At 63.0% G+C, this 12,812-nt stretch carries 15 protein-coding genes; 13 read left to right on the top strand and 2 right to left on the bottom strand.

Going from position 1 to position 12,812, the window contains the following annotated elements; genetic code table 11:
- The first annotated feature begins 45 nt into the window (after positions 1-45).
- The 7 genes from atpE to PSV38_RS01980 all read left to right on the top strand — a co-directional run bounded on the left by atpE (position 46) and on the right by PSV38_RS01980 (position 5,910).
- The gene (gene atpE, locus PSV38_RS02010; protein WP_290661119.1) at positions 46-294 is read left to right on the top strand and encodes a F0F1 ATP synthase subunit C; all 249 of its coding nucleotides are present in this window, start codon (positions 46-48) and stop codon (positions 292-294) included.
- Between the two features lie 37 nt (positions 295-331).
- Complete coding sequence (locus tag PSV38_RS02005; RefSeq protein WP_300544249.1) at positions 332-802, top strand: F0F1 ATP synthase subunit B; 471 nt, start codon at positions 332-334, stop codon at positions 800-802.
- A 2-nt stretch (positions 803-804) separates the two neighbouring features.
- Entirely contained in the window at positions 805-1,338 is a 534-nt protein-coding gene (locus tag PSV38_RS02000; protein ID WP_300544247.1) for a F0F1 ATP synthase subunit delta, read from the top strand.
- Between the two features lie 108 nt (positions 1,339-1,446).
- Positions 1,447-3,000, top strand: a complete 1,554-nt coding sequence (atpA, locus tag PSV38_RS01995) for a F0F1 ATP synthase subunit alpha (protein ID WP_300544245.1) — start codon at positions 1,447-1,449, stop codon at positions 2,998-3,000.
- Between the two features lie 107 nt (positions 3,001-3,107).
- Positions 3,108-3,974 carry a F0F1 ATP synthase subunit gamma gene (gene atpG / locus PSV38_RS01990; protein WP_300544243.1) on the top strand — a complete coding sequence of 289 codons (867 nt, stop codon included), beginning with the start codon at positions 3,108-3,110 and terminating at the stop codon, positions 3,972-3,974.
- A 29-nt stretch (positions 3,975-4,003) separates the two neighbouring features.
- Entirely contained in the window at positions 4,004-5,416 is a 1,413-nt protein-coding gene (gene atpD, locus PSV38_RS01985) for a F0F1 ATP synthase subunit beta (RefSeq protein ID WP_300544241.1), read from the top strand.
- A 74-nt stretch (positions 5,417-5,490) separates the two neighbouring features.
- Positions 5,491-5,910, top strand: a complete 420-nt coding sequence (locus tag PSV38_RS01980; RefSeq protein ID WP_300544238.1) for a F0F1 ATP synthase subunit epsilon — start codon at positions 5,491-5,493, stop codon at positions 5,908-5,910.
- 53 nt (positions 5,911-5,963) lie between these two features.
- Here the strand turns inward: PSV38_RS01980 and PSV38_RS01975 are convergent, their stop codons facing one another.
- Positions 5,964-7,064, bottom strand: coding sequence for an AraC family transcriptional regulator (locus PSV38_RS01975; protein WP_300544236.1), 1,101 nt, complete (start codon positions 7,062-7,064; stop codon positions 5,964-5,966).
- Between the two features lie 127 nt (positions 7,065-7,191).
- Here PSV38_RS01975 and PSV38_RS01970 point away from each other — a divergent pair, with 127 nt between their 5' ends.
- Positions 7,192-8,433 (top strand): oxygenase MpaB family protein, encoded by a 1,242-nt coding sequence (locus PSV38_RS01970; protein WP_300544233.1) that lies wholly within the window; start codon positions 7,192-7,194, stop codon positions 8,431-8,433.
- A gap of 23 nt (positions 8,434-8,456) precedes the next feature.
- Positions 8,457-10,052: a threonine ammonia-lyase, biosynthetic gene (ilvA, locus tag PSV38_RS01965; protein WP_300544231.1), complete on the top strand. Its 1,596-nt coding sequence runs from the start codon at positions 8,457-8,459 to the stop codon at positions 10,050-10,052.
- Between the two features lie 4 nt (positions 10,053-10,056).
- Here ilvA and PSV38_RS01960 read toward each other — a convergent pair whose 3' ends face one another.
- Positions 10,057-10,656, bottom strand: coding sequence for a hypothetical protein (locus tag PSV38_RS01960; protein ID WP_300544229.1), 600 nt, complete (start codon positions 10,654-10,656; stop codon positions 10,057-10,059).
- A 189-nt stretch (positions 10,657-10,845) separates the two neighbouring features.
- Here PSV38_RS01960 and gspG point away from each other — a divergent pair, with 189 nt between their 5' ends.
- From gspG to PSV38_RS01940, 4 genes are read left to right on the top strand one after another with little or no spacing between them, the layout of a single operon-like run.
- Entirely contained in the window at positions 10,846-11,301 is a 456-nt protein-coding gene (gspG, locus tag PSV38_RS01955) for a type II secretion system major pseudopilin GspG (protein WP_300544337.1), read from the top strand.
- Entirely contained in the window at positions 11,276-11,812 is a 537-nt protein-coding gene (locus PSV38_RS01950; protein ID WP_300544226.1) for a prepilin-type N-terminal cleavage/methylation domain-containing protein, read from the top strand. The genes gspG and PSV38_RS01950 overlap by 26 nt, the downstream gene beginning before the upstream one ends.
- Before the next feature lie 13 nt (positions 11,813-11,825).
- Positions 11,826-12,179, top strand: coding sequence for a type II secretion system minor pseudopilin GspI (gene gspI, locus PSV38_RS01945; protein WP_300544224.1), 354 nt, complete (start codon positions 11,826-11,828; stop codon positions 12,177-12,179).
- On the top strand, positions 12,176-12,805 hold the full coding sequence (locus PSV38_RS01940; protein WP_300544222.1) for a prepilin-type N-terminal cleavage/methylation domain-containing protein: 630 nt from the start codon (positions 12,176-12,178) through the stop codon (positions 12,803-12,805). The genes gspI and PSV38_RS01940 overlap by 4 nt, the downstream gene beginning before the upstream one ends.
- Positions 12,806-12,812: the final 7 nt, after the last annotated feature.

Raw genomic sequence — 12,812 nt, 5'->3', positions numbered from 1 at the left:
CCTTTTCCCTTTCGTTCTCTTTCATTTTTCTACTTAGGAGTCATCATGGAACATGTTCTCGGTCTCGTGGCACTGGCCTGCGGCATCATCGTTGGTCTGGGCGCTATCGGCGCTTCGATCGGTATCGCTTTGATGGGCGGCAAGTTCCTGGAGGCGTCGGCTCGTCAACCTGAGCTGATCAACGAACTGCAAACCAAGATGTTCATCTTGGCTGGTCTGATCGACGCGGCCTTCCTGATCGGCGTGGCCATTGCCCTGCTGTTTGCTTTCGCCAACCCGTTCGTGCTGGCTTGAGTCACCCCGAACCTTTCACGACTGAAAGGCTCGCGCCGTGAATATCAACGCAACACTGTTCCTCCAGGCTGTCGTTTTCGCCATCCTGGTGTGGTTTACCACGCGCTTCATCTGGCCGCCTTTGACCAAGGCCCTGGACGAACGTGCTCGCAAGATCGCTGACGGTCTGGCTGCGGCTGACAAAGCCAAATCCGAACTGGCAGTGACCAATAAGCGTGTCGAAGAGCAACTCGCTCAGACCCGCGAAGAGAGCACCAAGCGCATTGCTGACGCTGAAAAGCGTGCCCAGGCCATCGTCGAAGACGCCAAGAAGCGTGCTGAAGACGAAGGCGCCAAGATCATCGCTGCTGCCAAGGCTGAGGCCGACCAGCAAGTGATCCGGGCCCGTGAATCTCTGCGTGAGCAAGTGGCCACACTGGCTGTCAAGGGTGCCGAGCAGATCCTGCAAAGAGAAGTCAACGCCGGCGTTCACGCCGAGTTGTTGAACCGTCTCCAAACGGAGCTCTGAGCATGGCTGAGCTGGCAACCATCGCGCGCCCCTATGCCGAAGCCCTCTTCAAGGTCGCCCAACAAGGCGACGTGAAGAGTTGGTCTGGGCAGGTGGAGGCGCTGGCCAACGTCGCGGCTGATCGTCAGCTGCGCGCGTTTGCCGACAACCCCAAGACCCTGCCCGCGCAGGTGTTCGATGTGTTGACGGCCGCTGCCAACCAGCCGCTCGATCCTGGCATGCAGAATTTTCTGCGTGTCGTGATCGACAACGGCCGACTGGCGGCGTTACCTGAAATCATCGGGCAGTTTCACGCCTTGGTGAACGCCAGTTCCGGTGTGTCCGATGCCAAGATCTTCAGCGCTTACCCGCTGGATCAGGCTCAGCTCACTAACGTGGTCAGTGCGCTCGAAAAGCGCTTTGGCCGCAAACTGGTCGCCACCGTGGAAGTCGAGCCCGCCCTGATCGGTGGCATCCGTGTGGTCGTCGGTGACGAAGCCCTGGACACCTCGGTCAAAGCCCGACTGGAACGCATGAAGGCCGCCTTGATCGCCTGATTGCGCTTGATTGACGACTGCACCGCATCGACACAACTGGATCGACCTTATCCGTCGGGTTGTCTCAGGTGTGCACTTGAGACAGATTGACCCAACTGGGAGCTAAGCATGCAATTGAATCCCGCCGAAATTTCTGAACTGATCAAAAGCCGCATCGAGGGCTTGAGCACCTCGACGGACCTCAGCAACCAAGGCACCGTTCTGTCGGTGACCGACGGTATCGTCCGCGTCCATGGCTTGTCCAACGCGATGCAGGGCGAAATGCTGGAGTTTCCCTCCACCGCCAACGGCACCCCGACCTTCGGTCTGGCCCTGAACCTCGAGCGCGACTCTGTCGGCGCCGTGATCCTGGGCGAGTACGAGCACATCTCCGAAGGCGACACCGTGAAGTGCACGGGCCGCATCCTGGAAGTGCCCGTGGGCCCCGAGCTGGTGGGCCGCGTGGTCAATGCCCTCGGTCAGCCGATCGACGGCAAGGGCCCGATCAACGCCAAGATGAGTTCGCCCATCGAGAAGATCGCTCCTGGTGTGATCGCCCGTGAATCGGTGTCGCAGCCTTTGCAAACCGGTTTGAAGTCCATCGACTCGATGGTGCCCGTGGGCCGTGGCCAGCGCGAGCTGATCATTGGTGACCGCCAGACCGGCAAGACGGCCGTCGCGATCGACGCCATCATCAGCCAGAAGGGCCAAGGCGTCACCTGCATCTATGTCGCGATCGGCCAGAAGGCCTCGTCGATCAAGAACGTGGTGCGCTCGCTGGAAAACGCTGGCGCGATGGACTACACCATCGTGGTGGCCGCCTCGGCCTCCGAATCGGCCGCCATGCAGTTCGTGTCACCCTACTCGGGTTGCGCGATGGGCGAATACTTCCGCGACCGTGGCGAAGACGCCCTGATCGTGTACGACGACCTGTCCAAGCAAGCCGTGGCTTACCGCCAAGTTTCGCTGCTGCTGCGCCGTCCTCCTGGCCGCGAAGCCTATCCTGGCGACGTGTTCTACATTCACTCGCGCCTGTTAGAGCGTGCAGCCCGCGTGAACGCCGCCTATGTCGAAGCCTTCACCAACGGTGAAGTCAAGGGCAAGACGGGTTCGCTGACGGCACTGCCCATCATCGAAACGCAAGCCGGTGACGTGTCGGCCTTCGTGCCCACCAACGTGATCTCGATCACCGACGGCCAGATCTTCCTGGAAACCAGCCTGTTCAACGCAGGCATCCGCCCCGCCATCAACGCCGGTATCTCGGTGTCGCGCGTGGGTGGTGCTGCCCAGACCAAGCTGATCAAGAACCTGTCTGGCGGTATCCGCACCGACTTGGCCCAGTACCGCGAGCTGGCTGCGTTCGCGCAGTTCGCCTCGGACCTGGACGACGCCACCCGCAAGCAGCTGGACCGCGGTGCCCGCGTGACCGAACTGCTCAAGCAGGCTCAGTACTCGCCGCTGCCGATCTCGCTGATGGGTGCCACCTTGTTCGCTGTGAACAAGGGCTACATGGACAACGTCGACGTCAAGAAAATCCTGGCTTTTGAATCTGGTCTGCACCAGTTCCTCAAGACCAGCCACGCTGCCCTGTTGGCAAAACTCGAACAGACCAAGGCGCTCGACAAGGACGCTGAAGCCGAGCTTCAGTCGGCCATCGTGGCGTTCAAGAAGTCGTTCGCCTAAGTCATGACGGCCCCCACGCTCACGTCGTTCGCTGCCCCCCGAGGGGGCGCCCGCCCTGCTTGGGGCGGCCCGGCGCTGGCCGTGGACTCGCCAAACAGGAGATATTGATGGCGGCAGGTAAGGAAATACGCGGCAAGATCAAGAGCGTAGAGAACACCAAGAAGATCACCAAGGCCATGGAAATGGTCGCGGCTTCGAAGATGCGCAAGGCGCAGGAACGCATGCGTTCCGCCCGCCCTTACGCTGAAAAGGTGCGCAACATCGCGGCGCACTTGTCCAAGGCCAACCCCGAGTACATCCACCCCTTCCAGATCGCCAATGCGGGCGCCAAGAAGGTTGGATTGATCGTGGTGACCACGGACAAGGGCCTGTGCGGTGGCCTCAACACCAACGTGCTGCGTGGTGTGACGACGACTTTGAAAGAGCTCGACGCGCAAGGCAAGTCTGCCGAAATCGTGGCGATCGGCAACAAGGGCTTCGGCTTTGCCAACCGCATCGGTGCCAAGGTGGTGGCCCACGTGACCCAATTGGGTGACACGCCTCACCTTGAAAAACTGATCGGCCCCGTCAAGGTGCTGCTCGACGCTTACGCGGCGGGTGAGTTGGCCTCGGTGCAGATCTGCTACACCCGCTTCATCAACACGATGAAGCAGGAAGCGCTGGTCGAGCAACTGCTGCCCTTGAAGGCGGCAACGCTGGCTTCCGAGCCTGCCCATCAGTGGGACTACATCTATGAACCCGACGCCAAGTCGGTGATTGATGACCTGCTGGTGCGCTACGTCGAAGCACTGATCTATCAGGCTGTGGCCGAGAACATGGCGTCCGAGCAATCGGCGCGCATGGTGGCCATGAAGTCCGCAACCGACAACGCTGGTTCTGTGATCGCTGAGCTCAAGCTCATCTACAACAAGACCCGCCAAGCGGCGATCACCAAAGAATTGTCCGAAATCGTGGCCGGTGCGGCTGCGGTCTGACCCAGATTTAATTGATTGAAGGAACCAAAATGGCTGACACTCAAGCTGTAGGTAAGGTCGTTCAGTGCATTGGCGCCGTGGTGGACGTGGAATTCCCCCGTGACCAGATGCCCAAGGTGTACGACGCCTTGAAGATGGACGGCTCTGCCCTGACGTTGGAAGTCCAGCAACTGCTGGGCGACGGCATCGTGCGCACCATCGCGCTGGGATCTTCTGACGGCCTGCGTCGCGGCATCATGGTGTACAACACCAAAGCGGCGATCACCGTGCCAGTGGGCCCTGCCACGCTGGGCCGGATCATGGACGTGCTCGGCGCGCCCATCGACGAACGTGGTCCTGTGGATCAAACCCATACCGCCTCCATCCACCGCAAGGCCCCTGCGTACGACGAACTGTCGCCTTCGCAAGAGCTGCTGGAAACCGGCATCAAGGTGATCGACCTGGTCTGCCCGTTCGCCAAGGGCGGCAAGGTGGGTCTGTTCGGTGGCGCCGGCGTCGGCAAGACCGTGAACATGATGGAACTCATCAACAACATCGCCAAGGCCCACAGCGGTCTGTCGGTGTTCGCTGGTGTGGGTGAGCGTACCCGTGAGGGCAACGACTTCTATCACGAAATGGCCGATTCGGGCGTCGTGAACCTGGAGAACCTGGGCGAGTCCAAGGTCGCCATGGTCTACGGTCAGATGAACGAACCCCCGGGCAACCGTCTGCGCGTGGCACTGACCGGCCTGACGATCGCTGAATCGTTCCGTGACGAAGGCAAGGACGTGCTGTTCTTCGTGGACAACATCTACCGCTACACCCTGGCCGGCACCGAAGTGTCCGCACTGCTGGGCCGCATGCCTTCTGCCGTGGGTTACCAACCTACCCTGGCCGAAGAAATGGGCCGCCTGCAAGAGCGCATCACCTCGACCAAGGTCGGTTCGATCACCTCCATCCAGGCCGTTTACGTCCCTGCGGATGACTTGACCGACCCGTCGCCTGCCACGACCTTCGCCCACTTGGACTCCACCGTGGTGCTGTCGCGTGACATCGCTTCGCTGGGCATCTACCCCGCCGTGGACCCGCTGGACTCGACTTCGCGTCAGCTGTCCCCGAACGTGGTGGGTGAAGAGCACTACAACGTGGCCCGCGCCGTGCAAGGCACGCTGCAGCGCTACAAGGAACTGCGCGACATCATCGCCATTCTGGGCATGGACGAGCTGGCCCCTGAAGACAAGCTGATCGTCTCGCGTGCTCGCAAGATCCAGCGCTTCCTGTCGCAGCCTTTCCACGTTGCTGAAGTGTTCACGGGTTCGCCCGGCAAGTACGTGCCCCTGTCTGAAACCATCCGTGGTTTCAAGGGCATCGTGGCTGGCGAATACGACAGCCTGCCGGAACAAGCGTTCTACATGGTTGGCACCATCGACGAAGCCGTTGAAAAGGCCAAGGGCATGCAATAAGTCGGTGAGGGGGCAACCCCTTGTCCGCTTGTTGACGATCCCCGAACCGATTCACCCTTTCGAGAAAGCCCGTTATGTCCAACACCATTCACGTTGACGTTGTTTCGGCAGAAGAGTCCATCTTCTCCGGCGAAGCCACGTTGGTGTCGCTGCCCGGTGAGTCCGGCGAGCTTGGCATCCTGCCCCGTCACACGCCCTTGATCACCCGCATCAAGGCCGGCGCCGTGCGCATCCAGCGCGCCGACAACAACGAAGAAGAATTCGTCTTCGTGGCTGGCGGCATCCTGGAAGTGCAGCCTGGCACCGTGACGGTGCTGGCCGATACCGCCATCCGCGGTAAGGACCTCGACGAATCCAAGGCCAACGAAGCCAAGCGCCTGGCGCAAGAAGCCGTTTCGAATGCCAAGGGCGACCTGGATCTGGCCAAGGCCCAGAGCGAACTGCAGATCATGATTGCCCAGTTGGCCGCCCTGCAGCGCCTGCGCAAGAAGTGATCTGAACTGAGAACAGCGTCCTGCCCAAAAGCCCGCCACTGAGCGGGCTTTTTTCATGGCGGCGTGGTGGTGGTGGGCTTGTCACCCGCTTCGCGCACGGCCATGGGGGTCATGCCCGTCCAGCGGCGAACGGCGCGGTGGAAAGAGCTGGTCTCGGCATAACCGGCTTCGGCCGCGATCTGGGCCAGCGGCAGGTCGGTCAGGCGAAGTTGCATCAAGGCGCGTTCCTGGCGGGCTTGCTCGACCAGGCCCTTGAAGTTCAATCCCTGGGCCGACAGCTGGCGCTGAACGTGCCGAGCAGGGCCTGGGCTCACGCCGATCTCGGTCAATTCGTCGCAGATGCGGCTCAGGGTGGGGGTGTCGCCCCGGTCCAGTGCCTGGCGGATGGCTTGCGCGATCCAGGTCCGCAAGGCGTCCTTGTCATCGATCCGGGTCTGCCATTGGCGCCGCGCCATGGCGCTCATCAGGTCGTGGATGGGCGGATCGGCATTGGGGTTGGTCCAGCTCAACCAGTCGGCGGGCATCAATTCCCGGCATTCGGCCGCGCGAAAGTGCACTGGGCCTTTGATGAAATCCAGGAAGGGTTGAATGTGCTTCGGTGGATCGCAGGGCAGGTCGACGCGTGCGGGCACCAAGTCGCGGCCCGACACCCACCGCGCAAATCCCAGGCGGGAGGCGGTGAAGAATGACCAGAAATGGTAGTCGTCGGGCAGCGGGCCCAAAGCCTCGTGGCGTGCTTCCAAGTGGGGCCCAACCACGCTGAAATGGCCGCGCAGTTCGGTGCACAGCAGGCTTTGCAACTGGTTGAACAAGGCCAGGCCATCGCCACCCACGGTGCAGCTCATCAGGGCATAGCCCAGCGAGCCCAGGTGAGCTGGTCGAACCAGGCTGGCCACGTGCAGGCCGATGTGTTCGTCGTCCATCAACTGAGACGCATGTGCCAAGGCCAGGCTCAAACGGGCAGCGGGCACCCGCAGTCCATCGTCCAGCGTGGGCGAGGCCGACAGGCCCAGCAGGTCGAGGATGGGCTGCGCGTTGCGGTCTTGCGCCTGCACGTAGTCGGCCACCACGCGCACGAAGGAGGCGCTGAAGCCCTGGCTGCTTGAGCTTGAATGACCGGGCGGCGAGAAGAGGGGGGGTGCTGCGGCATTCATGGGTCACCGATGTTAGCGGTGTCGTGCTGGCTTGTGCGGTCACTCGGGTGGTATCTGCCGTCAATGACGCATGGGCTTGGTCGGCGCAGCATCCTGGATCAGTGCCATTGCCTGAAAGACTGCTTCGATGTCCTCTGCCCAAGTGCTCCCCACCTCGTCCGCGTCTTCGCCGCTCGCGCCGCCCCGTCGTCATGGTGCTGACCTGCAGGTCAGTCGGCAAATGGCAGCGCGCTTGAAGCTCTTGATTTCGGGGCCGTGCGAACCTGATCACGCCACGTGGGCGAGGATGGGTTCCGCGCTTTGGCAGGGCGACCCACTGGCCGACGAGGTGGGGCAATGGTTGCACCAGGCGGGGATGAGTGCGGCGCGCGGTCGGTTGCAGCAGGCCATTGAGCATGGGGTGGTCGATGGTGATGACGCGCCGCCTGCCCTGCGCCGCCTGATCGAGCATGTGCAGACCCTGCCGGATTGGGTGAACCCCGAGCTGATGGCCCAAGGTGCGCGCGTCATGCAGAGCACTGGATTGCATGGCATGCGGGTATTGCGCGATGCGGGCCTGATGGCTGGCTACCAGGCTTCGGCGATCAACCAGACCTTGGTGCAAACCGGCGCTTTGAACCGGGGTGCGCAGCGCCGGGTGGCCGAAACCACCTCCTGGTGGTTGGACTGCACGGCCGATGGGGGCATGCTGCCTCACGCCCCAGGCTGGAAAGCCACCCTGCACGTGCGCGTGATGCACGCCCTGGTACGGCAGAGTGTGCGCCAGCGTCCCACCTGGGACGCCGCCACCTTTGGGCTGCCCATCAACCAGATCGACATGCAGGCCACTTACCTGGCCTTCAGCGTCGTGCAATTGCTGGCCTTGCGCACCACGGGTTTCTTGGTGACAGCGTCGGACGCGCGCGCCGTGATGCACCTTTGGCGCTACATCGGCTGGCTGATGGGGGTGGATGAAGCCTGGCTGTGCGATGACGAGATGCAGGGGCGCATCAGCCTCTACCGCAACCTCATCAGCCAAGCGCCACCCGATGAGACGAGCGTGGCTTTGGGGCGGGCGTTGATGGATGAGCCGCTGCACCGCCACTACGCATGGGGCGCGGCTTGGCGTGGCCGATTTGACAAAGCGCGCCACCTGAGTCTGGTCCACTGGTTCGTGGGCCGAAAGGGCATGCGGCACTTGGGCTTGCCTGCGACCCTCCCGTGGTACCCGCTGCTGACTTGGCTGCCTTTGCTGATCGGATCAAGCTTGCCGCGCCTGTTGCCGGGTGCGGTGAGCAGGCGGGCGATTCATGGCCGCACGGTTCAAAACGCTTACTGGCGTCAGGAGATGGGGGGTGGCGAGGTCCGTGGGCATTGCCCTAGACTCTAGGGCTATCCCACGGAGACCCCACGATGTCCACCGCGCGCCCCGCCGCCACCAAGCCCGCCGTCAAGAAGACTGCCCCGAAGAAAGCTGCCGCGCCTTTGAGCGTTCAGGACTACCTGCAAAAAATCCTGACCAGCCGGGTGTACGACGTGGCCATTGAAAGCCCGCTGGACGAGGCGCGTGGCCTTTCTCTGCGCCTGGGGCACCACGTTTTCCTCAAGCGCGAGGACAAGCAACCGGTGTTCAGTTTCAAGCTGCGGGGGGCCTACAACAAGATGGCCAAGCTTGACCCCAAGGCCTTGGCCAAGGGGGTGATCTGTGCCTCGGCCGGGAATCACGCGCAAGGCGTGGCGATGGGCGCGCGGCGCCTCGGTTGCCAAGCCATCATCGTGATGCCGGTGACCACGCCGCAGGTCAAGATCGACGCAGTGGCCCGCTTTGGCGGCGACAACGTCCAGATCGTGTTGCACGGCGAAAGCTACTCCGACGCGGCCCTGCATGCCAAGGCGCTGGAGCAGAAAAAAGGCCTGACCTTTGTTCACCCCTTCGACGACCCCGACGTGATCGCGGGCCAAGGTACCGTGGCCATGGAGATCCTGCGCCAACACTCCGGCCCCATCGACGCGGTGTTCGTGGCCATTGGCGGTGGTGGTTTGATCAGCGGCGTGGCCGCCTACATCAAGGCGGTGCGCCCCGAGATCAAGGTCATTGGCGTGCAGACCAACGACTCCGACGCCATGGCCCGCTCGGTCAAGGCGGGCAAGCGCATCACCTTGGCCGACGTGGGCCTGTTCGCCGATGGCACGGCGGTCAAGCTGGTGGGTGAAGAAACCCTCCGCCTGGCCCGCGAGCTGGTCGATGAATTCGTGGTGGTGACCACCGACGAGGTCTGCGCCGCCATCAAGGACATCTACCAAGACACCCGCTCGATCGTGGAGCCTTCTGGCGCGATGGGGGTGGCGGGCCTCAAGCAATACGCCGCACGCCACGGCGGCCAGGGGCGCACCTATGTGGCCATCAACTGTGGCGCCAACATGAACTTCGACCGCTTGCGCTTTGTCGCTGAGCGCGCCGAAGTGGGCGAGCAACGCGAAGCCTTGCTGGCCGTCACCATCCCTGAAGAGCGCGGTTCGTTCAAACGCTTTTGCGAGCTGATCGGCCCACGCAGCGTCACCGAGTTCAACTACCGCATCTCGGACGAGCGTGAGGCGCACGTCTTTTTGGGCGTCAGCGTCAAAGGCAAGGGCGAATCAAGCCGCCTGGCGCAGGAGTTCGAGTCGCAAGGTTTTGCCGCGGTGGACCTGACCCAAGACGAGCTGGCCAAGACGCACATCCGCCACATGGTGGGCGGGCGCTCAAGTCTGGCCGAAGGCGAGCGCCTGTTCCGCTTCGAGTTTCCGGAGCGGCCGGGTGCCTTGATGAAGTTCCTGACCAGCTTGCCGCCGGGTTGGAACATCAGCCTGTTCCATTACCGCAACCAGGGCGCTGATTTTGGGCGGATCCTGGTGGGTTTGCAGGTGCCCAAGCAGGACACCAAGGCGATCAAGCCTTTGCTGGATGCGTTGGGCTATGTCTACGCGGACGAGACGCGCAACCCGGTCTACCGTTTGTTCCTGCGCTGAGCGATCAGAGCGGGCGGTTGCCGCCCGGACGAACAGGCAGGGGCATGCCTTCGGGTGCGCCGGACATGCCCGAGTTGATGTCAGGCACGGCGCCGGGCATCTGCTGCGGTGGTGGCGGCTCGGCGCTGAATCCCATGGGGGGTGGCAAAGAGCCGGTGGCAGCAGCAGGCAGCAAGGGCAGGTCCAGCCTGACGGTGGCTGGGCCAGCGGCAGGGCCGATCTCCGCACCGCGTTGGTTGACGGTCAGCAAGACCAGGTCGCCATCGACCGAGGCGCCTGCGCGGACGGCGCGGGCGGGTTTGCCGTCAATCGACAGCAAAGCCAGGCCGCCTTTGTCGCCTTCGTGACGCGGGGCCACCACACCCAGCAACTTGATGCGTTCGGCCAACATGGAGGCGGTGGTGGGGTCGGGTTGTCCGGGGGGGGCGGCTGCGGCGGGCCCGGTCAGCAGTTTGCGCATGTCGCCACGGGCCGCGTTGTCGAGGGACACTGCGGTGGCGTTGGCCGGGACGGCCGTGGGCTGTGCCAGCCAGCGAAGGCCCCAATAGGCCAAGCTGGCCGCGACGGCGGCCCAAATGAGGAGGGCGAGGATGCGAGATGCCATATTCCGGCCATTATCATCCCTGTTGATCGCTCAGAAGCGTGAAAACAAGCCGCAAGACCTCGGGTTGATCCCGCATAGGATGAACCTCAAGCTCGGGCATGCTTGCGACCTCGTCCGCGTTGGGGAACCTCTCCGGCGTTCTGGGCTCTTATCTCTCAGTCAAGTCACCACACGGATCTCCGCATGAAGATGTTTGCCCGACCCACTCAGCACCACCTCCGGGGCGCGGCCCGGGCCCTGTCACGGGGCTTCACCCTGATTGAACTGATGGTCGTGCTGGTGATCATTGGCTTGCTGGCCGCCTTGATCGTGCCCAATGTGCTGGAGCGTGCCGACGATGCCCGCGTCACGGCCGCTAAGACCGACGTGAGCAACCTGATGCAGGCCCTCAAGCTGTACCGCCTGGACAACCAGCGCTACCCCACCGGCGAGCAAGGCCTGCAGGCTCTGGTGAGCAGGCCCACCGCCGCGCCCGTTCCGGCCAACTGGAAGCCTTACCTCGAGAAGCTGCCCAATGACCCATGGGGCGCCAATTATCAATATGTCAACCCGGGCGTGAAAGGCACGGTCGATGTTTTCAGTTTTGGCGCCGACGGCCAAAGCGGTGGTGAAGGCAAGGATGCCGACATCGGATCCTGGCAGTAAGTTGCCCTCCCGGCCCCCATCGGCGCGCGGCTTCACGCTGCTCGAACTCATGGTCGTGGTCGCGTTGATCGCGATCACCACGGCCGTCGTCTCTTTCGCCGTCCCCGATCCCTCGTCCACCCGCCTGGAGCGCGAGGCTGCCCGCTTGACCGCCATTCTGGAGTCGGCGCGGGTGCAGGCGCGTGCCGGGGCCATGACCATCCGCTGGGTGCCTGAGCCCAATGGCAAGGGCGACGACTACCAGTTCATCGGTTTGCCCGAGGCCTTCATGCCCCCGCTGAAATGGGAGGCGCGTGAGATCAAGGCCGAAGTGGTGAACGGCGGCATTGGCATTGGCATGAAGAAAAGCATCGTCCTGGGCCCCGAGCCCGTGATTGGCGCTCAAAGCATCATCTTGCGTCTGGAGGATCGGCAGATCATCATTGGCACCGATGGGCTCAATCCTTTTGACGTGATCACCGGGGCGCCAGACGAAGCCGACCAGGATGGGGGTGTTCGTGCGCCAGCTTGATGAGCAAGGGTCCATGGTTGGCATGACGCTGATCGAAGTCCTGGTGGCGCTGGCCATTGTGGCGATCACCTTGTCGGCGGGCATCAAGGCCGCCGGGGGCTTGACCTTGAACGCTCAACGCGTGGCCGACCTGACCGTGGGCCAGTGGTGCATTGAAAACCAGTTGTTCGCATTGAAGGCCGCGGCCACCTTCCCGGATGTGGGCGACAGCGAATTCAAGTGCCAGCAACTGGGCCGTGCATTCACAGGCAAACAGTCGGTGCGGCCCACCGTCAATGCCAACAACTTCAGGCGCATCGAGGTGCAGGTGCTGGACGAGGAGCGGCAGTCGGTGGTCAAAGTGATCACCGTACTGCCCAGGCCATGACGCGCCCGCGTTCGGCCGTGGGTTTCACGCTCATCGAGGTCCTGGTGGCCTTGGTGATCCTGTCCGTCATGGCGGCCACCGCTTTCAAGGGCATGGACAGCATCAGCAAAGCCCGCGAGGTGGCCGAGGGCAATCTCAAGCGCACCCTGCGTTTGCAATCGGTGATGACGCAGTGGGATGCCGACATGGCCTCGGTGATCGACATCCCGACCTTGAAAACCGGTGCCATCCAGGGGCAAAGGTCGTTTTTGTTCAATGGCAGTTACCTGCGTTTTGCCCGGCAGGCGCCGGGGGGCGTGCAGGTGGTGGCCTGGAGCTTGCGCGACGGGCGCTGGGAACGTTGGGCCGGTCCGCCGGTCGCCACGGTAGGTGAGTTGGAAGCCCAGTGGACGCAGGCCGACCAGTTGAAGGGCACCGAGCCGGGCACCTTGACCATGCTCAAAGGCGCCCTGCAATGGCAGGTCTACTACTACATTGGGGTGAGCGGTGGCAGCCTCACCCCCTCCAACCCACAGTCCGTGGGCAACAACCTGCTGCCCGTGGCGGTGCGTTCAGTCCTGACCTTGGGGCCTGCCAGCGGCTTCGAGGGCGTGGCCATGCGCGACACCTTCCTGGCCGCGCACTGAGGCGTTG

Source organism: Aquabacterium sp., from assembly GCF_029946005.1.
Taxonomy (GTDB): Bacteria; Pseudomonadota; Gammaproteobacteria; order Burkholderiales; family Burkholderiaceae_C; genus Aquabacterium.
This window is presented reverse-complemented; position numbering and strand designations above follow the sequence as displayed.

What these genes read in the sequence shown, in the direction of transcription:
- atpE (WP_290661119.1), top strand. Translation starts at nt 46, where the DNA reads ATGGAACATGTTCTCGGTCTCGTGGCACTGGCCTGCGGCATCATCGTT.
- PSV38_RS02000 (WP_300544247.1), top strand. Translation starts at nt 805, where the DNA reads ATGGCTGAGCTGGCAACCATCGCGCGCCCCTATGCCGAAGCCCTCTTC.
- atpA (WP_300544245.1), top strand. Translation starts at nt 1,447, where the DNA reads ATGCAATTGAATCCCGCCGAAATTTCTGAACTGATCAAAAGCCGCATC.
- atpG (WP_300544243.1), top strand. Translation starts at nt 3,108, where the DNA reads ATGGCGGCAGGTAAGGAAATACGCGGCAAGATCAAGAGCGTAGAGAAC.
- atpD (WP_300544241.1), top strand. Translation starts at nt 4,004, where the DNA reads ATGGCTGACACTCAAGCTGTAGGTAAGGTCGTTCAGTGCATTGGCGCC.
- PSV38_RS01980 (WP_300544238.1), top strand. Translation starts at nt 5,491, where the DNA reads ATGTCCAACACCATTCACGTTGACGTTGTTTCGGCAGAAGAGTCCATC.
- PSV38_RS01975 (WP_300544236.1), bottom strand. Translation starts at nt 7,064, where the DNA reads ATGAATGCCGCAGCACCCCCCCTCTTCTCGCCGCCCGGTCATTCAAGC.
- PSV38_RS01970 (WP_300544233.1), top strand. Translation starts at nt 7,192, where the DNA reads ATGTCCTCTGCCCAAGTGCTCCCCACCTCGTCCGCGTCTTCGCCGCTC.
- ilvA (WP_300544231.1), top strand. Translation starts at nt 8,457, where the DNA reads ATGTCCACCGCGCGCCCCGCCGCCACCAAGCCCGCCGTCAAGAAGACT.
- PSV38_RS01960 (WP_300544229.1), bottom strand. Translation starts at nt 10,656, where the DNA reads ATGGCATCTCGCATCCTCGCCCTCCTCATTTGGGCCGCCGTCGCGGCC.
- gspG (WP_300544337.1), top strand. Translation starts at nt 10,846, where the DNA reads ATGTTTGCCCGACCCACTCAGCACCACCTCCGGGGCGCGGCCCGGGCC.
- PSV38_RS01950 (WP_300544226.1), top strand. Translation starts at nt 11,276, where the DNA reads ATGCCGACATCGGATCCTGGCAGTAAGTTGCCCTCCCGGCCCCCATCG.
- gspI (WP_300544224.1), top strand. Translation starts at nt 11,826, where the DNA reads ATGGTTGGCATGACGCTGATCGAAGTCCTGGTGGCGCTGGCCATTGTG.
- PSV38_RS01940 (WP_300544222.1), top strand. Translation starts at nt 12,176, where the DNA reads ATGACGCGCCCGCGTTCGGCCGTGGGTTTCACGCTCATCGAGGTCCTG.